Below are 26,096 nucleotides of genomic sequence, written 5' to 3'. Positions count from 1 at the left end.
TTATACTATAAAAATACTTCCTTGTCTCCAATAAATGCTTTAGATTTCACGAATGTCAAAGCTTATTTATCTTGTAAAATTTATCCGTCGTTGATGACAAAAAAAGAAGGCTAACCGCCTTCTCTTATTTGAAAATATTCCTAACAAAAAGTCATTATTCTTGAATCTCGAACTTTTTCAAAAGTCCAAAATAGAGGGATCCACCAATGATTGTCAGAATTCCTCCTACCCAGCCCAAGAATGGGATCAATCCAACAGAACCACCCACGATAAACAAAACAGACGGTGCAGGGGTCACACGCTCATCGTCCTTGTAATAGACAATAGACACAATTCCTAAAACCAAGACAGCAATTTTTACCAATGACAAAATAATCGAAAAAATCGTCAATATACCAACTGTTGCATCAGAGTCCTCCGTCGCCGCAGCAGCCCCGACAGCTATCATAAACATAACAAGAGGTGCCAACAGTAAGACGATACCTGAAATAAGACCAAAAATCGCATTTACGCGAGCAAGTGCTTTTGTTTTCATCCGAATCTCCTTAAAAAATTTTTACAACTATCATTTTATCACATTTTCATGAAAAACAAAAGAAATTTCAAAACGAATATACTAGATGGTGAATGATTTCAAATTTCTATCCAGACATTTAGAGTAAGAATTCTGTCATGTATCAGATTGTTTGTAAATTCATTCGTTTTTGTACTAAGCAAGCCATTCACCTAAAAAAAGAAGATCACTTGGATCTTCTTTATTCGTGTCTATCTTTCAAAGATAGACTGTCTGAAGTCGTCTGTAGCACGTAGATAAGCGTTGAAAATACGATACTTGAGTTGGGCGACACTGCTCTTAGAGCTGTCTGATAAGGCACGATCAATGTTCTTAGCTGAGGCATCCGCTAGTACTGCTAAGTACATATAATCTTGTAATTCCTCATAAGAAGAAATCGTAATTTGTCGTTTGCTATCTAGTTTTCCTGCTTCAAACTCGATAGTGATAGGGCGAAGGAAGTTTTGAGCCTTGTTGTATCGCTCATTCAACATGGCTTTCTTCAAATCCTTCCATGATTCATACTGGCTACCATAGAGATTTTTGAAAACCAAATCATCTCCAACTACTCCGACATCTCCTCTGTTCCAGATTGAGTAGGTCTTATGACCTTCTTTAAGCGCTTGGCCAGCGTATTGGCCAGATACATATGGGACAAATCCTTGTTGGTAACCCTTGTCTCCGAGCAATTCATAAGCTCTACGGCGGAACATAAGTCCCCCAGGTGCACCAGTTGGATTGTCCAGAGCTGCATAGAAGGAAGCAAACATATTGATGACATAGTAGCCATTTCGTCCAAAGTTAGCTCTATCCCAACCATCGCGACGACCAATGATATTATGATCAACCAAATCATCAACAGATTTTAGTTTGGCTGCTTCTTCGGCAGTTATAGGGACAATTCGATCATCAGCGTGAGCTTGTTTACCATAAGAAGTTTTTTCAAAGTTATAATTTTCAGCCTTACGGTACCATTTCATTTTCTGTTGATCAGTTAGAACTCCAGTAACAATATCCCCTTCTACATAATCCAGAAGGTTCAGTACGTCAAAAACTCCATGCATGTAGTCGCGAAGAGCATCTGCTGAGGAGAATCGAGCAACAGGATCATAGGTATGGTAACGTGTGGTCGAATCTTTATCTCCCTGATAGAAGCTATTGAGGACGAGACCTTTTTCGCTAACATTGGTTACAGACTCTAACATCCCTGTAGCAAAACTCTCAGGTCCTTCACCCTCACGACGACCATGTCCTTCAAAATAGATAGAACCATCCGAGTTGTGGGTCATTTCATGGGTATAGACCATGGTTCCAGAAGCTCCCAGCATCTGGTCATAGACATAGAAGACTTCATAACCATTTGCAAAGGCTCCTAGTCCATTGTCTCCGTGATACTTGCCAGCAGGGCCAAAGAAATTGTACATAGCAACAGAGGTCTTATCATTACGCGGAGCCCAATATTGCTGGCCTTTATCATTATAACGCAAGAAACCATCAGTAACAATCACCCGTCTGAATAGAGTGTCTTTCCTGTTTGGACTTAAAATGTTGTACCACATGTCATAGTGATTTCGTTGCCATTCAGCTGATTGATCCACAAGTTTTTCAACGTGTCGATGGAGTTCCTCGCCTGAGAGAACTCTGCCGCCTTCTTTCCTGTAGCTTCCAAAGCTACCAAAGGCAATGGTCGACATATTGCTGATGATAAAGACATCTCTTTCAGGTAAGGTCAGAAGTTGGAGAACCATTTGCTTGAAGCCCCAATCTCCCTGAGTCAGTCTGTCGTAGACCTTGATTGTATACTTACTCTTACGATCCGCATTGTCCTGCTTAGCCTGAATTTCTGGCAGACTTGAACGAGCTTCTACGATATAAGCCTTGGTATTTTCCTTGAACCACTCACTATTGGTTTTGTTTGGTAAGAAGAGTTCACGCAGACTTTCTAAGTAAGCAAAGAGGTCTCCTTTGCCTTTTTCCTTAGCTAGAGATTGTCGGTAAGTATTGTAGTTGTTTTGTGCTCGAAGATTGCCCATGCCAGAGTTCCCGAGAGCGATGATAGTATCGAGTGTCGAAGCTGCTTGATTGCCGAAGAAATCAAACTTATAGGCATTAAGATCTTTGGTGTTGAAAGTTCCATAGTTGACATTGTACCAACGATTGAGATAGGTCAGACCAAGCATGAAGGCCTCTTTGTTCTTCAGAATCTTTTGGCTAATCGCATCTGCTACGGCAGAACCTAGGGTGTTAATCGACTTGTCAACTGAAAGCACCTTGAGGAGCTCCTGGCCTAGGTCAGCTTTGGTTTGTTCAAAGGCTTTTTCCAGATAAAGATCATCCAAGGAAGCTGTTTCACCAATTCCTAATACTTTACGCACTGCAGCCGAGTCATAGGTCACAGCTCTGAGTTCATCCAAGACACTCTCTTTAATGGACTGGTAGTCAGATAGGAAGGCCTCTGGAGTATAGAGCAAATTCTTATCAGCGATGTTATATTCAGCAATCTGACCATTGGCAAAATCTCCCTTGTAGGCCAGATCAAGATAAGCAATCGTCTTATCTGCATAATGCAGCATCAGTCTATTGATTTCACCCTTATGGCTGTTGACATCTGTTATCAGTGTCTCATCTTTCATCGGAACCACATCTAGCAGTGCTACTTTGTTGAGTTTATCATCTTCAGCTAATTGGTTGGCTGTATGAACGATGAAGTCTTTGTTGTAGAATGGTAATAGTTTTTCTACATTTCCGTAGGCTTGCTTTCTGGACTCTTGAGCTCCTCTCACTCGACTATAGTCTGTCTGATGCTGGTAAGCTTGCTGCAATGGCTCCTGGTCCGTCAAGTTTGAAGTGATTCCAAAGGATTGACGTTTGGCTTGCGCATCGGCCTCTGAAATAGAACGGACAAAACGCTCATCTTTTCGATTTGCTGTAGTTCCTTCAAGAACATAAGAGTCCCGAACAGAAGCCTCAGGATAAGGATCTCCTGTCATCGCATGACCATTTTGAACCTTGACACTGGTCAAGACATTTCGGACCTGTCCATTATTCCAAGTAGACCCGATTGCTCCACCGACTTGGCCAGAATGACCTCCATTCTGGATAGAACCACTCACATAAGAAGTTTCTAATCTAGCTCCATTTTGCAAGCGACCAATCAAGCCTCCAACACGCTGGTCTCCGTTTCTACCCGTTACTTGGATAGATACATCTGCCTGACTCTTCTGCGCCAGTGATTGGTTGCCGTGGAAATTACCGACCAGGCCACCAATATTGTACTCCTGCCCTCCATCTTGGGTGCTGGTGATGGATCCTTTAAAGGCAACATTGGTTAGTTTTGTGTTTTGGGCAACTCCTACGAGTCCACCGATATGCTTGTTCCCAGATAGACTACCACTTACAGAAACATCCGTAATCGTTGCGTTCTGAGCGTTGCTAGCCAAGGCCCCTATAGAATCCTTGCCTGTAACTGCAGCCGATTTCAAGGTCAGTTGCTGGATGGTGGCATTTTTCAAGGTTGCAAAGAGTGGTTTTGCCAAGTTGTAGATGGTATAATCTTTTCCATCCACTCGGCTAGTTAGACTACCTGAAAATTCTTCTGGAACATAGCTTGTCGCAGACTGTTCCAACTGAAGTTCATCTGCTGAAACATCCGCTCCTAGTTTGAAGTTTCCAGTCGGATTTGACTTCATGGCCTCTACGAGCGCTTTGAAGGACGTATAGACACCTTCTTGGCTAAGAGGCGTTTTCGGCAGTTCAAAAGAGTAATCTGGACGATAATGATCCCCTTCTCCCTCGACGAGCTGATTAGCTGATACTGTTACGGAGTAGGCATTGCCCTTATCAGTAATCTTAGAAACAGGTAAGAGCATATCCTTGAACTTGTCTGACTGAATGCGGACATAGTAGTTGTCCAAATCAGACGGCACTTCTGACAAGGATAGGTAACGTCGGTAGTGACTGCCATCTTTACCGTACAGTTCGATGCGGTCGATGTCTTTGATTTCAACCTTCTTATAATCAAGCTGAACTGGACGTTGATCCTCTATGCTAGTTTGTTCCCCTTGACCCAGGTCATATTTCATGACAGTTTTGAGGGTATAAGGAGTATAGTAGTCCAAGTCACCAAGTATCAATTTTTGAGTGAGGTCCGCAAGGTCGACTTCCTTAATTAACGTTTCACCCTTGTATAGCTGCACTTTGGCTGATTGATAGCTAGCTGTAGCATCCGTCAAGTGATAGCTAAGAGAAACTTGGCGTTTGTCTTCTTCCTTCTCGACACGGACTAGAGAGAGGATTGGTTTTCTCTTGACACCATCCAGAGCTTGACGAGCTGCCTCGAGATCCGTCCGAACTTGATCGACCAAGGATTGATTGGCCAAAGGATTGTCCAAAACGAGCTTGGCCTGATCTAGAGCACGGCGATAGCGGAGTTTGGCTTGTTCATCAGCATACTGGTAAGCAACTGTAGACTGAGTCACATCCTTCATGTCAAATTCAACTCCAAGAGTTTTCTTATCAACAGGTTGGCCGTCTAGATTATTCTTAGCAGTTTCAAGGGCCTTTTTCAAAGAATCAACCTGTTCTTGACTAGCATGAGATGCCTCAAAGAGAGCTTGGGCATTTGCGACTGCCTGTTTATAAGACTCTTGATCTGCAGTGGTATCATTGAAATACTGATGCGTTTTCTGAATGCTATCGGCCTCTTCCACTAATTGGTGTAAGGGTTCGAGGTCGAGAGTTCCTTTTTCTGGTTCCACAGGAGCGTGATCCACATTTGTAGAAATTGGTTTTGTACCGACTTTGATAATCTGAGGAACTGCTTCTTTTGTGATAGTGTTAGAGATTTCCTCTGTATTTTCGACTTTTCCATCTACTAAATACTGACGAGTCACAATCGTACGGACACCATCTTGACCAGCTTGGCTAACTTCCCTTTGCCCCAAAGGCAGGTCTGCACTTTCCACTTCCTTAGTTGGATAGGGTTCGGCCACTGTTGTGGTAACGTCCTTTTCTTCAACGTTTAAGCTTGGAACTTCATTTACAGGAGCGTCTGTTGGTTTCTCGCTAACAGGAGCTGTTCCGACCGTTACGATCTCTGAGACCGCTGGAGTCGTCACTTCGTTGGAGATTTCCTGGCTTCTCTCTACTTTGCCATCTACTAAATACTGACGAGTCACAATCGTACGGACGCCATCTTGACCAGCTTGGGTTATCTTGGTCTGACCAACTGGCAAGCTATCACTCTCTACTCGTTCTCGAGTGTAGGGTTCTGCTACCGTCGTAGTAACATCTTTTTCTTCAACGTTTAAGCTTGGAACTTCATTTATTGGGGCGTCTGTTGGTTTCTCGCTAACAGGGCCTGTTCCAACTGTTACGATTTCTGAGACCGCTGGAGTCGTCACTTCGTTAGAGAGTTCCTGGCTTCTCTCTACTTTTCCATCTACCATGTACTGACGGGTGACGATTGTACGCACGCCATCTTGACCAGCTTGAGTTATCTTGATTTGGCCAACTGGCAAGCTATCACTCTCTACTCGTTCTCGAGTGTAGGGTTCAGCCACTGTTGTGGTAACATCTTTTTCTTCAACGTTTAAGCTCGGAACTTCATTTATTGGAGCGTCTGTTGGTTTCTCGCTAACGGACTCCCCTGGGCTTGGTTTTGTAGGAGAAAGGACCTTGCTTCCGACTTTTCTAATCTCAGAAGTAGGCTCAGTCGTTACCTGATTGGAAACCTCCTCTGTATGGATCACCTGACCATTTAAAATGTAGCTGCGGGTCACGATGGTACGACTACCATTTTTCCCTGCCTGAATCACCTCAGTTTGACCTTGTGGCAAATCAGCTGCTTCTACTTCCTCTACTTGGAAAGGAATGATCTCTGTATGACTCGTTTCTTTACTTTCAACCTTTAACTCTGGTTGTTCAAATACAGGAGCATCATTTGGTTTCTGAGCACGATACTCTTCCTGCGCTTGACTTCCGTTTGAAGTTTGAACTGGAGTATCAATAGGAGCCGAATGATTCAACTCTTTCTTGCCATCAACTGAAGGCTTCACTTCTTTTTGAGATTTCAAATACCCTACATATTGGTAGCCTTCAATCGTAAGTGGGGATTGCAATGTTTCCCCGATCTGTACAGTCAATTCCTGATTATAGTCTGCCAGCATTTGATTTGTCAAAGCCAAGGAAGTTGGCGCAATTAGCTGACTTCCTAGACTGGTCAAAAGCATGAAAGAAGCGAGTTTCTTGCGATCATCTCTGCCCAGTTTAATCGCTACTACCAGTAGTACTATGCCTGCCCCCGCTGCAATTGAGCTAATGAGTTGGCTGTGACCAGTTGCAGGCAACTGTCTCGTCGGACGATAAATCAAATAGTATGTATCATCTGTTTCCTCAGCAAACTGTGGCAATTCTTTGACTACCAATTGCTTCTCTTGGTCCGTGAGCTCACTCTCTGTCACGTACTTATAGTGAATCTGTTTTGTGACGGATGGCGTCTGTTCACTGGCTGCTACATTTGCAAGAGAACCTCCTCCACTAAAAAGGTAGAAAACCCCTACCAAAGCAGAAACCAAACCAACCGAAACTTTTCTCAATGAAAAACGCTGGTGCTTTTCTCCTAAATAACTTCTTTTCATTCCTAATCTTTCCTTCATCATGATTTGAATCCCCTCTATTCTACCGAAATTTACTAGATTATTCAATTTATTTGCTATAAATAATAGCCACAAAAAAACTGCTAATCTTTTCAGTTCATTTACGCTGTCAAAATTCTTATCTTATCAGGTCTTGAATGCACAAACAAGATCATGGAGAAACCACAGAAAAAATTCCTAGGTAGCCTTAAACCTAGGAATTTTTCAAATTTTAATCAAACAGAATCGTTTCCTTATTTCTTGAAAATAGACTGTCTGAAGTCGTCTGTCTCACGAAGATAAGCGTTGTAAATCTTCTTCTTAAGCAGGTTGACCCAGCTAGCTTCGACACGGCTAGTAGCATTGGTAATGTTGCGTACATCCTCTGCTACTGCTGCATCCATCAATTGCTGCATCTCTGCATAAGAACGAATGGTTACTTTCTTGGTACTGTTTGGATTTTTAAGCTCGTACTCAATGGTGATTGGCTTCAACTTGGTCAGCTGATCAATTCGCTCCTTATACATGGCCTTCTTGAAGGCTGCCCAAGAGGTGTATTCACCTTTAAATACATTTTCCAAGACTTTCTGGTCCGTCACGAGACCAACATCTCTTCCAGACCATCCGTCCCACGTTTTCTTCCCTTCATCGAAAGCTTCCTGAGAGTACTGACCAGAAACATAAGGGACAAATCCGTCATGGTAGCCCTTGGCTGCTAGTAATTCATAGGCTGTGCGACGGAACATAACATCACCTGGTGCTCCATTTGGATTGCTCAAGGCTGAGTAAATTGGTGAGAAGAGGCTGAGACTGAGGTAGCCATTTCGACCATATTTCCCACTTTCCTTATTCTCCCGACGAGTGATCACATCATTATCAATCAGGGAGTCAAAGGTCTTCAGCTGCTTGATTTCCTCAGCTGTAAAGCTTCGCGTCTGGTTACCTGCATGAGTCTCCTTACCATACTTATCTGTAATATAGTAATTCTCCATCTTCCTGAACCACTGTAACTTGGCAGCATCACTCTGCTTCAGCATAGAAGTACCTTCTAGATAGTCCAAGGTGTAGATCATGTCAAACATACCATGGACATAGTGTTGCAGGTCTGCTGCATTTTGAACACGTTCCTTGAAATTATAGGTATGCATACGTGTCTTAGAGTCCTTGTCCACCTTGAAGAGAGTATTGAGCGTGATGGTTGGTTCATCTGCGCTCGGCGAAGATTGCAAGAGTCCGCGAGCATAGAGTTCCGCACCTAGTCCCTCACGACGACCATAACCTTCAAAGTAAATAGCACCGTCAGAGTTATGGGTCATCTCATGCGTGTAGACTGAGTTACCATAGTCTTCCAACAATTTAGCAGCATCAAAGTGAGTTACACTACCCGTAGCATAGGCATTATAGCCCTTGCTTGGATACCACTTGCCAGCTGGTCCAAAGAATTCCTGCATAGCCTGTGATTTTTTGTCATTAGCTGGAGCCCAATATCTTTGACCATTCTTGTCAACCAATGAGAATCCATCATAAACCAGAACCGAACGGAAGAGCTTGTCCTTGCTTTCTGGACTGAGAATCTTATACCAGAAATCATAATGGTCGCGCTGGTATTCAGCTGTTTTTCTCACTCTGTCTTCGACATATTCAACTAGTTCTGCGTCTGTGCGCACTCTGTTATTGGCATCTAGGCGATAGCGATCATAAGCCCCCATAGAGAGGGTAGACATATTAGAGATAGCATAGACACCCTTCTCCGTCATGGTCAAGAGTGGCAGGAGCATGCCCTTGTGTTCCCAATTATCTGCAGTAATCTTGTCGTACACACCGACAGAGTACTTGCTCTTGCCCTCGGCTGCGTCCTGAAGCTGTCTCGCTTCTGGCACATCGGACTTAGCCTCAACGATGTAGGCTTTTGTATTGGTCTTGAGCCATTCATTATTGGTCTTGTATGGTAGGAAGAGCTGACGGTAACCTTCAAGGTAATTGAAGAGTCCTCGCTTGCCAGTTGCTTCAGAGAGCGAATTATCATATGCTGTATAGTTGTTCTTAGCCTTGAGATTCTCAAGTCCTGATTTCCCTAAAGCAATGATTGTATCAAGAACCGAAACGTCATTCTTACCATAGAAATCCAACTTGTAAGCCGACAAGTCCTTAACATTAAAGTTATCATAGTTGATATTGTACCAACGATTAAGGTAAGTCAAACCTAATAGGAATGCTTCTTTATCAGCAAGAATCTTCTTAACAAGATAATCCTTAACTACTTCACCTTCAGTATTGATAGCCTTGTCCATAGCCAGCACTTTGCGAAGCTCACCTGATAGCTTACTTTTCACCTGCGTAAATGCGGTGTCTAAGTATAGTTCATCCAAAGAAGTATCTGCGGCTACTCCGAGAGCTGTTCGCATAGCTGGCGAATCAAGAACAACCTTGTTCAGCTCTGGCAACACTTGATTTAGAATGCTAGTATAATCTGATACAAAGGCTTCTGGAGTATAAAGAAGGTCTAACCCCTTGATACTATACTCAGCAATACCTTGGTTGACGAAATCTCCCTGATAAGATATTTCTAGATAGTCAATGGTATTGTCCATGTAGTGCAGCATCAAACGATTGATTGCTGTTTTATTGCTATGGATATCTGTCACCACTTGATGATCCTTCATCGGAACAACATCCAGTAGGTACTCCTTGTTCAACTTATGTTCTTTCGGAATCTTGTTCGCAAATGAAACAATGGTTTCTTTATTGTAGAAAGGAAGCAGTTTCTCCATATTTGCATAAGAATATCCGCGGTCAAATTGAGCATTGTTTACCTCACCATAGTCGACAAAACGCATATTTAGATTCGTGTCATCTAGGCTAGTCGTGATGTCCATAGCAGTCAGTTTTTCTTCCATTTCTTCTTGAGTAATTGTAGAAGTAACAAACTGATCGTTTTTCAAGGTTTCACTTTTAGCAACTTTATATACTTGCGTAATACGGTCGTTTTTGTAGCCCTGATCCCCAGAAATACTGTAAACGTTTGTACCACTAACATTACTGATCACATTATCAACTAAACCATTAAAGTAGTTCGAGCCGACCACTCCACCGATTTGACCGTTAGTGGTTGCATTATATACTTTTCCTGTCACATAAGATTTGGTGATTCGAGCATTGTTTTCTAGACGTCCAACCAAACCACCGATACGTTGTTCATTTGATCGTGCACCACTAATAATCGTTACGTCTGCTTTACTTTGGCTTAGAAGAGATTCTCCACCTTTAAGGCTTGCAACCAAACCACCTACATTATAAGCTTTGATGTGTTGACTGTTAGATAGGATAGTCCCCATAAAGGAACTATTTGTAATCTTCGTATTGGTTCCATTAACTACAAGACCCGCTACGTTAGAAGCGTTGCCTACTACCGATACTCTTCCCTGAACAGAAACATCTGTGATTCGCGCATTCTCCGCATTACGTGCCAGCGCAGCCGAGTCATAGGTACCCTCGATATTCACATCTTTAAAGTCGATATTTGAAATGGCAGACCCACTCTTGAGATTTTCAAATAAAGGCTTGGCAAGATTGTAAATGGCGTATTGCTTACTGTTATGACTACCTGTCAGACTACCTGTGAAGTTCCCTTTGAGATAGACATAGTCCGTAGGAGCTAGGTTGACCTCACTCGCATCCAAATCAGCACCCAACACATAGTTTCCTGCCATATTTCGCTTCATAGCTTCTACCAATCCAGCAAAGCTAGTGTAGACATTTTGCTGACTTGGGACCGCCTTACTGATGTAGAAATCGTGCCCAGACTTATAGCCCGCTTCACTTTCTTGGACGAGTTCAGGAAGGGTTACATTAACCTTATAGACTGCCTTGCCATCTTTTTCTGCTTCGGAGATACTATGAACTGGTAGGAGAATTTCCTTGGATTCGCTTGACTTGATCTTAACGAAGTAGGTAGACAGATCCGTAGGCATAGAGCTCATCGATACAAGACGCTTGTATTGGTCGTTTTCTTTATGATAAAACTCAACAGAATCAATATCACGGAAGGCAATCTTCTTGTATTCTAACTCAAAGTTACGACTGTCTGTTTCAAACTCAGTAAAGCTGCCATTATCCAGTTCATAAGTCAACTTGGTTTTCAAAGTGTAGCCTGTGTAGTAGTCTAGGTCGCCAATTTTCAAGCTGCCAGCAAAGTTGGTAATCGGAAGAGTGCGAATCAGCTGGTCTCCCTGGTACAATTCTGCAGTCGCTGAACGGAAGGACTGGGTCTGGTCTTCCAATCTATATTGGACCGTCACTGACTTATCATCAGCATTCTCAGTCAGACTTAGAATGGAAACAGTCGGCTTGACTTTAGGCACTCCATTTAGAGCTTCTTTGGCTTCTGTCAGGCTAGCAAGAACTTGGTTGACCTGTACTTGTGTAGCAGTCTGATTGTTCAAAACTCCCTCTGCCTTGGTCAATTCGTCAGTATAAGCTGTCTGCTTTTCTGAATCCGCATTCTTATATTTAACCGAGGTTTTAACCGTTGGATTTAAATCGTACTCAGTCTGAAGAGCTGTTTTAACAACTTCAAGACCACTTAATTGCGCCTTGGCTTGATTGATTTGTTCCACCAGTTGGTTGACTTCTGCTTGGCTGGCTTGGGATTGGCTCAGAATCGCTTGACCAGCTGTCAAAGCAGCATCATAGTTAGCTTGATGACTCTGACTATCGTTGAAATAACGGGACTGAGCTTTAATCTGATCCGCTTCTGCCAAGAGATTATGCAGTGAAATTAAATCGAACTCCTCTAAAGCTTCTGCTTTTGGTGCTTCATTCGGTACCATGCTTGGTTTAGCAGTTCCGACTTTGACAATTTGTGTTACGGGCGCCAAAGTTTCTTCATTAGACAACTCTTGACGGTCAACCTCTTGACCGTTAGAACTGTAGACGCGAGTCTTAATCGTACGCTCACCTTGGACTCCTGGAGTTGTGATTTGGCGGGCATCTCGAACAAGCTCATCCGTTTCTTCTTCACGAATGCTAAAGTTGATTTTTTCAACGCGCGTTTCGTCAGTGTAAGTTAGCGGATACTCTGGCAAATCATCTGCTTTCGGTGCATCACTTGGTACCATATTTGATTTAGCTGTTCCGACTTTGACGATTTGCGTTACAGGAGCCAAGGTTTCTTCATTCGAAAGTTCTTGACGGTCAACCTCTTGACCGTTAGAACTGTAGACACGAGTCTTAATGGTACGTTCGCCTTGGACTCCTGGAGTTGTTATTTGACGGGCATCTTGAACAAGCTCATCCGTTTCTTCTTCACGAATTGTGAAGTTGATTTTTTCAACGCGCGTTTCGTCGGTATAAGTTAGCGGATACTCTGGCAGAATATCTGCTTTTGGTGCTTCATTCGGTACCATGGTTGGTTTAGCAGTTCCGACTTTGACAATTTGAGTAACAGGTGCTAGAGTTTCTTCGTTTGAGATCTCTTGACGGTCAATTTCTTGTCCATTAGAGCTATATACGCGAGTCTTAATGGTACGCTCTCCTTGGACTCCTAGAGTTGTGATTTGGCGGGCATCTCGAACAAGCTCATCCGTTTCTTCTTCACGAATTGTGAAGTTAATTTTCTCAACCCGAGTTTCGTCGGTATAAGTCAGTGGATACTCTGGCAAAGCGTCTGCTTTCGGTGCATCACTTGGTACCATGGTTGGTTTAGCAGTGCCGACTTTGACAATTTGAGTAACAGGTGCTAGAGTTTCTTCGTTTGAGATCTCTTGACGGTCAATTTCTTGGCCATTAGAGCTATATACGCGAGTCTTAATGGTACGCTCTCCTTGGACTCCTGGAGTTGTGATTTGGCGGGCATCTTGGACCAATTCATCCGTAGTTTGCTCTTCAATGTTGAAGGCTATTTTCTCTACACGAGTTTCGTCGGTATAAGTCAACGGATACTCTGGCAGGGCGTCTGCTTGCGGTGGATCGTTCGGTACCATGCTTGGTTTAGCTGTTCCGACTTTGACAATTTGCGTTACTGGAGCCAAGGTTTCTTCATTCGAAAGTTCTTGGCGGTCGACAACTTGACCATTGGAACTGTAAACACGAGTCTTAATGGTACGCTCACCTTGGACACCTGGAGTTGTAATCTGACGAGCATCTTGAACAAGCTCATCGGTATATTGCTCCTCGATGTTGAAGGCTATTTTCTCAACCCGAGTTTCGTCAGTGTAAGTTAGCGGATACTCTGGCAGGGCGTCTGCTTGCGGCGGATCGTTCGGTACCATGCTTGGTTTAGTCGTGCCGACTTTGACAATTTGCGTTACAGGAGCCAGAGTTTCCTCGTTAGACAACTCTTGACGGTCAACAACTTGACTGTTAGAGCTGTAAACACGAATCTTAATGGTACGTTCGCCTTGAACTCCCGGAGTCGCAATTTGACGAGCATCTCGAACCAATTCATCCGTTTCTTCTTCACGAATTGTGAAGTTAATCTTCTCAACGCGAGTTTCGTCGGTATAAGTCAACGGATACTCTGGCAGTGCGTCTGCTTGCGGTGGATCATTCGGTACCATGTTTGGTTTAGCCGTACCGACCTTGACCACTTGCGTTACGGGAGCCAGAGTTTCCTCGTTGGACAACTCTTGACGATCAACCTCTTGACCATTGGAACTGTAGACACGAGTCTTGATCGTGCGCTCACCTTGGACACCCGGAGTCGCGATTTGACGACTTCCTTCTGGAATCTCATCTGTGTACTGCTCCTCAATAGAAAAATCAATCTTTTCTATTCTAACCTCGTCATTTGTAGTCAATTCCAACTCAGAATTCTCATGAATAGGCGCTGTTTCTGGACTGGTACCATATTCTGTCAGTTCTGGGGTCTCACGAACTGGAGCCGTTTCAGGAGTTGTGCCATATTCTGCCAATTCTGGAATCTCTTGAACTGGAGGCATCTCAGAACTGGTGCCATATTCCGTCAATTCTGGAACTTCGTGAACAGGCGCTGTTTCAGGAGTTGTACCATATTCTGTCAGTTCTGGAGTCTCACGAACTGGAGACGTCTCAGAACTAGTCCCATATTCTGTCAATTCTGGAATCTCTTGAACTGGAGGCGTATCAGAACTGGTGCCATACTCTGTCAATTCTGGAGCTTCGTGAACTGGAGAGGTTTCAGGACTTGTGCCATACTCTGCCAATTCTGGAACTTCGTGAACAGGCGCTGTTTCTGGAGTTGTACCATATTCCGTCAGTTCTGGAACTTCGTGAACTGGCGCCGTTTCAGGATTTGTACCATATTCCATCAATTCTGGAATCTCGTGAACTGGAGATGTATCAGGGTTTGTGCCATATTCTGTCAATTCTGAAACTTCATGAACTGGCGCTGTTTCAGGAGTTGTGCCGTATTCTGCTAATTCTGGAACTTCGTGAACTGGGGCTGTTTCTGGAGTTGTGCCATATTCTGTCAATTCTGGAATCTCTTGAACTGGAGTTTCTTTTGGTATCGAGTTAGTTGGAGCTGTTCCAACTAAAATAATTTCAGAAATAGGTTCAAGCGTCACTTGATTAGAAATCATTTCGCTTTTCACGATTTCTTGACCCTTACGATAATGACGAGTTACAACTGTTCTTTGACCTCGAACACCTGATTGTATAACTTTTGATTGCCCTTGAGCCAATTCATCTGAATACTGGTATTTTGTCTGATAAGGAAGTTCTTGAACTGACTCCTGCTCGCTAATTTTTAGTTCTGGCAAGTCATAAACGGGGCTTAGAAGAGCAGACTCTCTCTCCTTGGCAGCTATAGCTTCTCTTTCTTCCTCAGTTAAAGCATCCCCCTTATCCGAAACAATCTCTTTTGTATTCGGATTTGTTTCACTCGGTTTAAGTTCACTTCCCTTCTCTTTCTCCAAGTCCAGTGTCGGATTTTCCTTCTGAGCATAATGAGCTAAATGACTATCATTTTGTTCTTCATTCTTTAAGTAACCGATATAGTCGTAACCATCAATTTTCAATGGCGCTGGCAGTGCATCTCCAAGACCCAAGTTAAGACTTTGATTATATGCAGCGAGTTCGATATTCGTCACTGCTAAGACTGTTGGAGATAGCAGTATGGATCCCATTCCAGTTACCAACAAGATCGAAGATAAATACCTCTTCCCATTTCTGCCTCTAACAACTACAAGCACTAGTAATGCAAGACCCATCGCTGTAAAAGTTGATTCCCAAAGACCGGAGTGACCTGTCTTAGGTAATACTCCAGATGTATCCCCTTGAGTAGTCGGACGATAAACTAAGTAATAGGTCTCTGAAGCATCCTCAACATACTTTGGAATCTCCCTTATCAAGGCACTCTTCTCTGTCTCCGTCAATTCAGACTCCACTACGTAGTGGTATTTGACCTGAGCAGACTGCTGACTTTGAATTTCTGCTGCTTTCACAGAAGTCAAGTCCCCAGTTATTTGCCCACTCAAAAAGAAGCTTCCAATAGTCGCCGAAACCAGCCCAACGGACAACTTTCTGAAAGAAAAGCGCTGTCGTTTTTCTCCATAAAACTGATGTTTCATTCTCAAAATTTCCTCTTCAATATATTATTCAATCCTTTCTATTCTACCTGATTTCACTTGATTATTCAAATTATTTGTCGCGATTTTTAGAAGCAACACATGCTTTTGAAAAGTACCAAAACACGACTCCTCTTTTAAAAAATCCCAGAAAATCAACTTAAAACTTTTCCTACAAATGTTAGATTTCCCTCCTTTGTCCTAAACTTTTTCCAGCAAAAAAGAGAGAAATGACTTCCTCTCTTTTTCCTTTTCATCTCATCTTAAACTATGAGAAGACATATTTCTAATCTGATTATTTTGCTTCAAATCCTTCTGCAACTGCATCCGCAAAATTTTCTTCTACAATGCTTGCACAGTGATCACAGATGACTGCATGATAGCTGCGTTCTGCAGTAGTTGGATCGATACGACGGCAACGGTCACATACTTCACCTGCAGCGCGTTCAACTGTAAAGGCTACATCTTCGAAGCTTACTGCACTCTCTGGAGCTGGTCCTTCTGCGATGGTCAATTCTGACACGATCAAAAGTTGAGCTACATTACTGTCCACTGCTCCAAGAAGAGTTTTCACCACTTCATTTGGATAAACTGTCAAGTGGGCTTCGAGTGATTTACCGATTACTTTTGCATTACGCGCTTCTTCCAAGGCTTTTTGAGCTTGTCCACGGAAGTCCATGAAGGCTGACCATGTATCCAAGATTTCTTCTTGGTTGGCAAAAGTTTGAGCTTCTGGTAATTCTGATAATTGAACGAAGTCTTCAGCTTCAAACTCAAGATATGACCAGATTTCCTCTGCTGTGTGAGGAAGGATTGGTGTCAAGAGTTTGGTGATTTTGACAAGAATGTCATAGAAGACAGTCTGCATTTGACGGCGTTCGAGTGATTTAGCACCTTCGATGTAGACAACGTCTTTAGCAAAATCAAGGTAGAAAGCTGACAAATCAACGTTGATAAAGTTCACCAAGGCCTTGTAGATTGTCAAGAATTCAAAGTTTGCATAAGCATCACGAATGGTCTTGACAAGCTGGTTAAAGCGGATGGTCATGTACTTATCAACCGAACGAAGCTCATCGTAAGCCACTGCGTCTTGAGCTGGGTTAAAGTCAGATGTGTTAGCAATCAAGAAACGAAGAGTGTTACGGATCTTACGGTAAGTTTCAGAGACTTGGCTCAAGATATCCATAGAGATACGCACGTCGTTGCTTGAGTCTACACTTGTTACCCAGAGACGCAAGATTTCCGCACCAAATTGTTTTTCAACATCACTTGGAGCAATGGTATTTCCAAGAGATTTAGACATCTTCTCACCTTTACCATCAAGGGCAAAACCTTGTGACAAGATTTGTTTGTAAGGAGCAACGCCATGGTTGGCAACAGATGTGATCAGTGAAGAGTTGAACCAACCACGGTATTGGTCAGAACCTTCAAGGTAAAGATCTGCTGGATATTTGAGTTCTGGACGGTTGACCACCACTCCATTCCATGACGAACCTGAGTCAAACCATACGTCCATGATGTCTGTTTCTTTCTTGAACTCGCCATTTGGTGAACCTGGATGAGTAAATCCTTCTGGCAAAAGGTCTTTGGCATCACGTTCCCACCAGATGATAGAACCGTGTTCCTCAAAGAGTTGAGCCACGTGCTCGATCGTTTCAGCTGTCATAATAGCTGTACCATCTTCTGCGTAGAAGATTGGAAGCGGAACACCCCAAGCACGTTGACGAGAGATAACCCAGTCGCCACGGTCACGAATCATATTGTAAAGACGAACTTTCCCCCATTCTGAGTGGAACTTCACTTTTTCAATTTCATCCAAGATTTCTTGGCGGAATTTAGATACAGAGGCAAACCATTGTGGAACAGCACGCCAGATGATTGGTTTCTTGGTACGCCAGTCAAATGGGTATGAGTGAGAAATTTCTTCTTGAGCAAGGAGCAAATCGCCCAGTTTTTCGATAACTGTTGGTACAACCTTGTCATAGAATTGACCTTCGAACTCAGCACCAGCATTGGCCATCATGATCCCGCGTTCGTTAACTGTTACAGCAACTTCAAGGCCGTTGGCAACACCAACATTGTAGTCGTCCTCACCAAAACCAGGGGCTGTATGGACGATACCTGTACCAGAGTCAGTCGTAACGTGGTCACCAAGGATTACCAACTCATCTACAGCTGTATCCCAAGGGTGAGCTGTCACGATTTGGTTCAATTCTTGACCACGGTAGGTCGCCAAGACTTGAACATCCGCCCAACCAAATTTCTCAGACAAGCTATTCAACAATTCTGAAGCAACCACAAACTTACGAGATTCACCAGCTGGTTGTACGACTACGTAATCAATATCAGCTCCAACAGTCAAACCACGAGAAGCTGTAATGGTAAATGGAGTAGTTGTCCAAACTACGATGTAAGTATCTGTATCGACCACACCTTTTCCATCTTTGACACGGTTAGCATAGTAAAGGGAAGTTGAAAGCAAGTCATGGTATTCAATTTCCGCTTCCGCAAGGGCTGACTCAGAAGACCATGACCAGTAAACAGGCTTGGCACCACGGTAGATATAACCTTTTTTAGCCATTTCACCAAAGACACGGATTTGAGCCGCTTCATAGTCTGGAGTCAAGGTCACATAAGGATTTTCCCAGTCACCAGAAACACCCAAACGTTTAAAGTCTTCGCGTTGTTTATCAACTTGAGAAAGAGCGTAGTCACGGCAAAGTTTCAAGTACTCAACCAAGTCCATTTCTTTACGTTTCACGCCTTGTTTTGCCAAAACTTGCTCGATTGGCAAACCATGTGTATCCCAACCTGGGATATAAGGCGCATAAAATCCTGACATAGACTTAGAACGAACAATAATATCTTTAGAAATCTTGTTCATAGCGTGTCCAACGTGGATATTTCCGTTTGCATACGGAGGACCATCATGCAAGGTGAAATGAGGTTTTCCTTGGTTCAACTCTTGACGACGTTGGTAAAGTTTTGCTTCTTCCCATTCTTTTTGCCAAACTGGCTCTTTGGTTGGAAGACCAGCACGCATTGGAAAGTCTGTTTTCCCAAGATTGAGGGTTTCTTTAAGTTTCATTGTTACTCCTTTAATTTAAAATGACAAAATAAAAACCACGACTCGCAAAAAAGGACGAAAATCGTGGTACCACCTTTGTTCGAAAAAAGACAATGTCTCTTTTCCTCTTTTCCCGTAACGTGGGGGACGTCCAGTCTTACTGCTTTCAGACCGGATTGCTTGAGAGGATAATCTAACCACTAGGGACTGCAGGACTCACACCATCTCCCGCTCGCTGAAAATATAGTTGGTTAGACCTTGTTCTCACATTTTCTTATAGGATAAGAACAGATTCTTTGTTTGCATCGTCTTCAGTTGCTGCAGTAGCCTCTACCTCAACTGGCTCTTCATGCTGGTCACTTTCTTCTGTCTGTTGATTTTGTTGAGCTTCAAACTCAGCTAATTCTTTGTTGCCAGCCTCGATACGAGCTTGCAATTCAGCAACCTCTTCTGGTGTGAATTGACGAGTCATATCAATTGGTTCTTCCTCTGGTTGTAAAGATACAGTTTCACCAAGAACTTCACCCACCACTTCTTTAAAGGCTTCATCACTTGTCTGAAGGTAAGTAGCTGTTGGGCGAAGAATATCTTCCCAATCAGATGACTCAACAATTGCTAACTGACTTTCAATCGTAGACTTGAGGCGTTGATGGAATACACGGCTCTTGTTCTTCAACTCTTCTGTCTCAACAGCCACTCTCTTCGCATTATCTGTAGCCTGACGGAGAATTTCATTTGCCTTGTATTTCGCTTCTTCAAGCAAACGCTGAGCATCTTGTTCAGCTTGTTGAATAATATTGTTTGAACGTTCTTGAGCAGCTTGTTTGACACGCTCAGCTGTATCTTGAGCAATCAAAACTGACTGACTCAAGGAATCCTTCATCTCATCAAAGTAAGACAAACGTTCTTCCAAACTTTTGATGTGTGTCTCTTTATCGTGATTACTACGAACCAAGTCTTCATAATCACGAACAACGATATCAAGAAACTCGTCTACTTCTTCTGGGTCAAAACCTCTAAATCTTGTGCCAAAGGTTTTATCTTTAATTTCTAACGATGTAATTGGCATACTTTTCCTCACTTACTTAATAAAAAATAGAATCATTAATTGCTTCTGGTTCTTGCTCGCTTGTTACTGTTCTCTTAGGAATATCATTCGTATAATAGGAAAGACGTTCTTCTAGTTTTTTGATATAGAGTTCAGTTTCATCTTTGTATCGAATCATCTCCTCTAATTCAAAGTAAATCTTATCTAGAAAGAGGTCAACTTCTTCCTGATTGTAGCCTCTGAATGTTCTTGAGAAAGCTTTATCACTTATTTCTTGTGGTGTAATCGACATATTTTTTCTCACTTGCTTAAAAGTAGCTGGACTGTTAGTTTTTTCTTATCCTTTTTGGTCTGACCATTGTCTTTGACAACTTTCAAACGACCAAACTTTCTCACACTGATCAAATCCCCAACTGCAACCTGGTAATCAGATTTTTCAACCACATGATAATTTACCTGGACAGATTTTTTCTCTATCAGTTGACTAGCTTGGTTTCTAGATAATTTCAAGGCACTTGATAAGAGGGCATCCAATCGAAAACTCGAAACTAAAATTTCTCGTTCTCTATAATCAATTTTAGACAAAATCCTATCGGTAAAAGGACGTTCCTCCAGCGATACAGGAAGTCTGCCAATCTTTCTTATTCCATCCTGAAAAAGAGGAATGAAATCACGATTGACAAAAATCTGTGCTCTCTTTTCATCTACCAAGATATCACCAAATAATTTACGGTCAATTCCTAGTTGGTTGATAATTGTTCCCAATATTTTTCCATGACTCAGTTGCTCAAACTTACTCGGATAGCAAATTTCCAACAAGGCCATTTCAAAGTCTGATATCTCCGGTTCAAAGTAATCTGGATAGAGAAGAACTCGAACCGACTCTGTCGGAAGAAAATCACCACTACTTTGGCAACCCAGTCCATATGTCCCAGCTAGTACCCTCAAAATCTGTTCCTGATGGGGATTGATAAAAGGAGTAAGTACCGGTGCATAGGTATCTTCTACCCGCTTGATCCACTCTAACCCCTTATCAATAAAGGGAATATCATCTTGGGAAAAATGCTGATAAATGGCTCGATTTGCTGTCATAGTAATAAGACTAGTCGTGTTAAGAGATTTCCAACAAACTGAATCAGAATCAGCGCTGCCCAAACCGTAAAATCAAGACCAGCAAATTGTAGATTGAGCTTACGAAGGGGCTCAATAACTGGGCGAGCAAGTCTGATAACTAAGCGACCTAGCTGGCTTTCATAGGCATTTGGAAACCATGAAAGAAGAGCAAATGCAACGAGAATGATGGAATAAATGCTAACCGCATTTTGGATTAAACGAATTAAGAAAATCATTATCTTGCTCTATTTCGTTTAATATCAAAACCAAACTCAGCGCTTTGTGATTCATCTGGAAGCTTGATATCTTCAATATTCACGACAACATTGACAGGCGTCAATAGATACATCGTACTCGCAACTTTTTTCATATTTCCAGCCAAGACATGACGGGCTCCATCCAAGTAATCAAGGCAACGACGGGCTTGAACCTCTGTCATATATTGGAAATCAATCAAAATACTTTCATTTCCAGCCAACAAATCTACAATTTCAGTTGCATCTTCATATTTTCTTGGATAGCGAACGTCAATTGTCACTTTCTCATCTGAACGATGGCTTTGCATTGCCAATTCTTGCTGTCGCGCATGAAGACGAGTGATATTTGCATCTTTAGCTGATCCTGACTGAGCAGGTGCTGGTAATTCTTTAGAAGATGAGATGGCTGGGCTAACTGTTTCCTCTTGTTGAGTCTGGTAGTTAGTCGTTTCTTCTCCGTCTTCTGTAAAATAATCTATAAATTTATCGAATCTATCTTTTAAAGACATAGCTCTCTCCTATTTAAAAAATGCTGTACCGATTCGAACAAAGGTTGAGCCGAACTGAATCGCTTCTTTAAAATCACGACTCATTCCCATGCTTAGCTCTGTCATCGGCATATTAGGGATTTGTTTTTCTCTAATTTCTGCTTGCAGAGCCTGCGTATCCTTGAAAATTTCTTTCAATTCATCACTGTCTGCCTCAAAAGGAGCCATGGTCATTAAACCAACATACTCAATCTGATCTAACTTAGCCAATTCTGGCAAAAGTTCTAGCAATTCTTCTTTTGAAAACCCATGCTTGCTTTCTTCTCCAGAAATATTGACCTGCAAGAAACACTTGATAACATGATCTGTTCTCTTTTGAATTTCCTGGGCTAACTTTAAGGAGTCTAAAGCATGAAAGTAATCCACAAATGGGATTACTTCTTTCACTTTCCGTCTCTGTAGTGTTCCTATTAAATGCCAAGTAACTGGGTAATCTTTCAAGGCCTGATATTTTTCTAAAAATTTATCGACTCGATTTTCACCTATATGACGGACACCAAGCGGAAGCAAGGCTTCCGCTGTTTGTACATCTACATACTTTGTCACTGCGATTACTGAAACAGCATCTAGAGCACGGTTGGCTTCTTGACTAGCATCAGCTATTTGCTGAAAAACTAATTCAGTATTTTTTTTCAAATTCATTGATTAACGATTTTTGAAGAATGGAGGTGTATCCAATTCATCTTCATCTTGTGAAACTGGTGTTTCGAAGCGTTCTACTGGTGAAACAACTGGATCTGTTTGGCGAACAATTGACTCACGACGCAAGTCCCAGTCTCCAAAAGCAGAGGCTTGGTTTGTTTCAAAACGACGTGGGCTTGATTTAGGCAATTCTGCTGTCTCTTCCAAGTCGAATTGACGGTCAAATGTGTGTGCTTGTGGCGCTTTAGTTGATGGACGTCCAACTGGTTGGTTGTTACGAGCTCCAACTACTTTTTCCACGCGCTCTTGACGAACACCTGTCGCTACAACAGTAACACGGATTTCATCCTTCATGCTTTCGTCAATTGATGTTCCAAGCCAGATGTTTACACCTTGACCAGCTGCTTGGTTGACAATTTCTGAAGCTTCTTCTGCTTCAATCAAAGTCAAGTCAAGACCACCAGTAACGTTGACGATGACATCCTCTGCACCATCAATAGTTGTTTCAAGAAGTGGAGAGTAAATAGCTTTACGAGCGGCTTCAACAACGCGTTCTTCACCACTACCGATACCGATACCCATAAGGGCATTTCCTTTATTTGCCATTACAGTTTTCACATCAGCAAAGTCAAGGTTAATCAATCCTGGGTTCGTGATCAAGTCAGTGATCCCTTGAACACCTTGGCGAAGAACGTTATCTGCTTCGCTAAGAGCTTCAAGAAGTGGCGTTTTCTTATCAACAATTTCAAGCAAGTTGTTATTAGAGATAATCAACAAAGTATCAACGTGCTCGCGAAGTTCGTTGATTCCTTCTACAGCGTACTGGCCACGTTTGCTTCCTTCAAATCCGAAAGGACGTGTCACAACACCAACTGTAAGAGCACCAAGATCTTTAGCGATACGTGCAATAACAGGGGCTGCACCTGTACCAGATCCACCACCCATACCTGCAGTGATAAAGACCATGTCTGCTCCAGTGATAGCTTCCGTCAAAGCTTCTTCACTTTCTTCTGCAGCTTTACGTCCAACTTCCGGACGACCTCCAGCACCCAAACCACGAGTCAATTTTGGACCAAGTTGGATAACTGTTTCTGCTTTCGTACTGCTAAGGGCTTGTACATCAGTGTTGGCTGCGATAAATTCTACACCAGCAACACCTTCGTCAACCATGCGGTTAATGGCGTTACCACCACCACCACCGACACCAATTACCTTAATAACTGCGCCTTGAGCTGCTGCTGTATCAAATGAAAATGTCATAATTTCTTATCCTCTTTTATTCATCAAACATGCTTCCGATCAAACCACGGAAACGTTCTGTTAGCTTCGGTTTACTTTGAGAACTTGCTTGGAATTCTTCCTTGGGAGCAACTGGAGCTTCCTGCACGGTTTCAGCTGGAGCTGTTTGTGCTGGACTTGGTTGCGCTACAGGATTCAAACGTTGATTTGGAATGCCAAAGTTGATTGGTTTTTGACGAAGGAATTCATCTCCTTTAACTGCTTTTTGAGCAAGAAGATTGACTTCAGTCAATTTACCAGCAAACTCAGACAAGCTAATCACGTGCGCAAATGCAGGGTTGCGAATTCCAACTTGATTTGGTACATAAAGTTTTACGCGAACACCAAATACTTCTTGGGCTAATTCAACAATTCCTGGCAAAATTGCATTTCCACCGATAAGGACGATACCTCCTGGCAAATCTAACAAGTGTCTTCTTTCCAACTCTTGTTTGATTTGGTCAAAGATATGTTTGATGCGTGCTGAGATAATTTCTGCCAAGTAGCTTTCGGTTACTTCAACAGGTTCTACTTCACCAATTACTTCAACTTGGAAAGTTTCGTTACTTGCAAGTGGAACGTAAGCTTCACCATAGTTCAGTTTCAAACTTTCTGCAATTTTTTGAGATGTTTTCAAGACTTTAGAAATGTCTTTAGTAACGTAATCTCCACCTTCTTGGTAGATGTTAGTGAACTGCAATTCTTGGTTGCGAATAGTCGCTACAGTAGTCTGACCTCCACCCATGTCAATGACAGTCGCACCAAATTCACGTTCACCTTCATTGAGAACGGAGTTCACGATTGCCAAAGGTGAAATAATCACGTTATCAACATGAATACCTACACGCTCAACCGTCTTGCGAAGATTGTGTAGAATCGTACGAGGACCTGTGTAAAGCAGACCACGCATTTCCAAGCGGACACCCATCATACCACGAGGGTCACGGATGCCTTGGAATCCATCCACGATGAATTCTTCTGGAATAAAGGTAATCACTTCACGGTCAGGAGTCATGCTCTTTGTCAAAGCTGATTTGACAACATTTTCAACATCTTGATCTGTGATTTCTTTGGTATCTGAAGTTACAGGAATCATTCCTTGTGTTGGTTCAACCTGCAAGAGGTTTGCTGGAAGGCCAACGTTAACAGACTTAATAGAAATACCAGCTTTCTCTTCTGCCTGTGTGATTGCGGATTTGATCGCTGAAGCAGCTGCTTCAATATCAACAATAATTCCGTCTTTTACACCTTTACTTTTGGCATTGCTAACACCAATTACATTTACTTCGCCATCTCTATGCTCAGCTACTAGCACTTTAATCGAGCTAGTTCCGATATCTAAGCCTGTAAAAAAACCATCTCTAGTCATTACATCGCATCCTCTCTGTCTTCCAAGTTTCTCACTTCTATTTAATAACTATGTTTGGGCATAGCTATTCAAAGAATATTATAACACAAAAAATCCAATCGTGCTTAGTTTTTGATAAAATTCCTGCATGTTTTTTGAGAAAATTCTAGAAAAATTCTTCTTCTAAGAGATTATTTGAAGTTAACGTTCACAATTTCTTTTTTGTTTCTTAAAAATCCAAAAAAGAGAAGATCATTTTAGATCTTCTCTTGAATAAATTCTTCCGATTTTTGTTGTAAAAAATTTTCTACTAATTTCCCTGTTAAGCGAATTGCTATCACTATAACAGTCGAAACAATGAGATAATTTAAGGGCTGGCCGAAACTTCCAACAAGTGGTGGTTTGTTTAAAAAGCCATAATCCCCACCTACAACTAAGTTGACAACCCATATCAAGCCATTTAAGGCAAAGGTAATCACCGCCACATTCTTCAAATCAAGAAGGGAAGCCTCATAGTTTCTAAACAAGTATAGGAGCGCATTTCCTAAAAGGGCAACATGTCCGATAATGAAGGACAAAATGGTTACGTGTGGAAATGGGTAGGGATCAAAGAGTGGGTAAGCCAGTGCTGCTGTTGCTCCAAAAGTTCCTAAAAGAGCAAAGTACTGTTTGTACTTGGATGTCCCTGGAATCAAGAGCATCACAAACATGGCGATACGGCAATGATAGAAGGGCAAACTTTCTGACAGAGGCATGAGATTGCCCCAATACCAGCTATACAGAACAATCAGTTGAACAGACTGAAGGATCTGAATAAAACGCTGGTAAGCCACTTTATCGCGAAAACGATAAGAAGCATAGAAAGTAAGAGCCAGTAAACATAACAAACCAATGTACCAGTGGAGTTCAAACTGGGGCGGTTCTGATATCTGTGTGGTAAATAATTTATCCCACAAATTCATATTCTATTCCTCGTTCATCTAGCCAGAGGCAGTAAAAAATTCACTACTCGGCCTTTTTAATTTTTTGAAAAAACTTGATTCTATGCCATGCATAGAATA

General features: G+C 42.3%; 13 protein-coding genes. All 13 read right to left on the bottom strand.

Features of this window, described 5'->3' with window-relative positions; genetic code table 11:
- Positions 1-154 precede the first annotated feature (154 nt).
- On the bottom strand, positions 155-535 hold the full coding sequence (locus tag B7720_RS01470) for a hypothetical protein (RefSeq protein WP_084856178.1): 381 nt from the start codon (positions 533-535) through the stop codon (positions 155-157).
- Between the two features lie 230 nt (positions 536-765).
- The gene (locus B7720_RS01465; protein WP_084856176.1) at positions 766-7,212 is read right to left on the bottom strand and encodes a ZmpA/ZmpB/ZmpC family metallo-endopeptidase; all 6,447 of its coding nucleotides are present in this window, start codon (positions 7,210-7,212) and stop codon (positions 766-768) included.
- 230 nt (positions 7,213-7,442) lie between these two features.
- Positions 7,443-15,737, bottom strand: coding sequence for an SIALI-17 repeat-containing surface protein (locus tag B7720_RS01460; RefSeq protein ID WP_084856173.1), 8,295 nt, complete (start codon positions 15,735-15,737; stop codon positions 7,443-7,445).
- A 292-nt stretch (positions 15,738-16,029) separates the two neighbouring features.
- Positions 16,030-18,822, bottom strand: coding sequence for an isoleucine--tRNA ligase (gene ileS, locus B7720_RS01450; RefSeq protein WP_049520442.1), 2,793 nt, complete (start codon positions 18,820-18,822; stop codon positions 16,030-16,032).
- Positions 18,823-19,075: 253 nt separating this feature from the next.
- Positions 19,076-19,870, bottom strand: a complete 795-nt coding sequence (locus B7720_RS01445; RefSeq protein WP_070568426.1) for a DivIVA domain-containing protein — start codon at positions 19,868-19,870, stop codon at positions 19,076-19,078.
- A gap of 16 nt (positions 19,871-19,886) precedes the next feature.
- Positions 19,887-20,141 (bottom strand): DivIVA domain-containing protein, encoded by a 255-nt coding sequence (locus B7720_RS01440; protein WP_000028988.1) that lies wholly within the window; start codon positions 20,139-20,141, stop codon positions 19,887-19,889.
- 8 nt (positions 20,142-20,149) lie between these two features.
- The gene (locus B7720_RS01435; RefSeq protein ID WP_084856171.1) at positions 20,150-20,941 is read right to left on the bottom strand and encodes a YlmH family RNA-binding protein; all 792 of its coding nucleotides are present in this window, start codon (positions 20,939-20,941) and stop codon (positions 20,150-20,152) included.
- Positions 20,938-21,198: a YggT family protein gene (locus B7720_RS01430; protein WP_000576501.1), complete on the bottom strand. Its 261-nt coding sequence runs from the start codon at positions 21,196-21,198 to the stop codon at positions 20,938-20,940. The genes B7720_RS01435 and B7720_RS01430 overlap by 4 nt, the downstream gene beginning before the upstream one ends.
- Positions 21,198-21,728 (bottom strand): cell division protein SepF, encoded by a 531-nt coding sequence (locus tag B7720_RS01425; RefSeq protein WP_000053367.1) that lies wholly within the window; start codon positions 21,726-21,728, stop codon positions 21,198-21,200. Before B7720_RS01425 ends, B7720_RS01430 begins: the two co-directional genes overlap by 1 nt.
- A 9-nt stretch (positions 21,729-21,737) precedes the next feature.
- Positions 21,738-22,409 (bottom strand): YggS family pyridoxal phosphate-dependent enzyme, encoded by a 672-nt coding sequence (locus B7720_RS01420; protein ID WP_049505659.1) that lies wholly within the window; start codon positions 22,407-22,409, stop codon positions 21,738-21,740.
- Between the two features lie 3 nt (positions 22,410-22,412).
- Positions 22,413-23,669: a cell division protein FtsZ gene (gene ftsZ, locus B7720_RS01415; RefSeq protein WP_000144261.1), complete on the bottom strand. Its 1,257-nt coding sequence runs from the start codon at positions 23,667-23,669 to the stop codon at positions 22,413-22,415.
- Between the two features lie 16 nt (positions 23,670-23,685).
- Complete coding sequence (ftsA, locus tag B7720_RS01410; RefSeq protein WP_000196346.1) at positions 23,686-25,056, bottom strand: cell division protein FtsA; 1,371 nt, start codon at positions 25,054-25,056, stop codon at positions 23,686-23,688.
- A 236-nt stretch (positions 25,057-25,292) separates the two neighbouring features.
- On the bottom strand, positions 25,293-25,997 hold the full coding sequence (locus tag B7720_RS01405; RefSeq protein WP_049519094.1) for a YwaF family protein: 705 nt from the start codon (positions 25,995-25,997) through the stop codon (positions 25,293-25,295).
- Between the last annotated feature and the right edge of the window lie 99 nt (positions 25,998-26,096).

The organism is Streptococcus oralis subsp. oralis (assembly GCF_002096455.1).
GTDB classification, from domain to species: Bacteria; Bacillota; Bacilli; order Lactobacillales; family Streptococcaceae; genus Streptococcus; species Streptococcus oralis_CY.
This window is presented reverse-complemented; position numbering and strand designations above follow the sequence as displayed.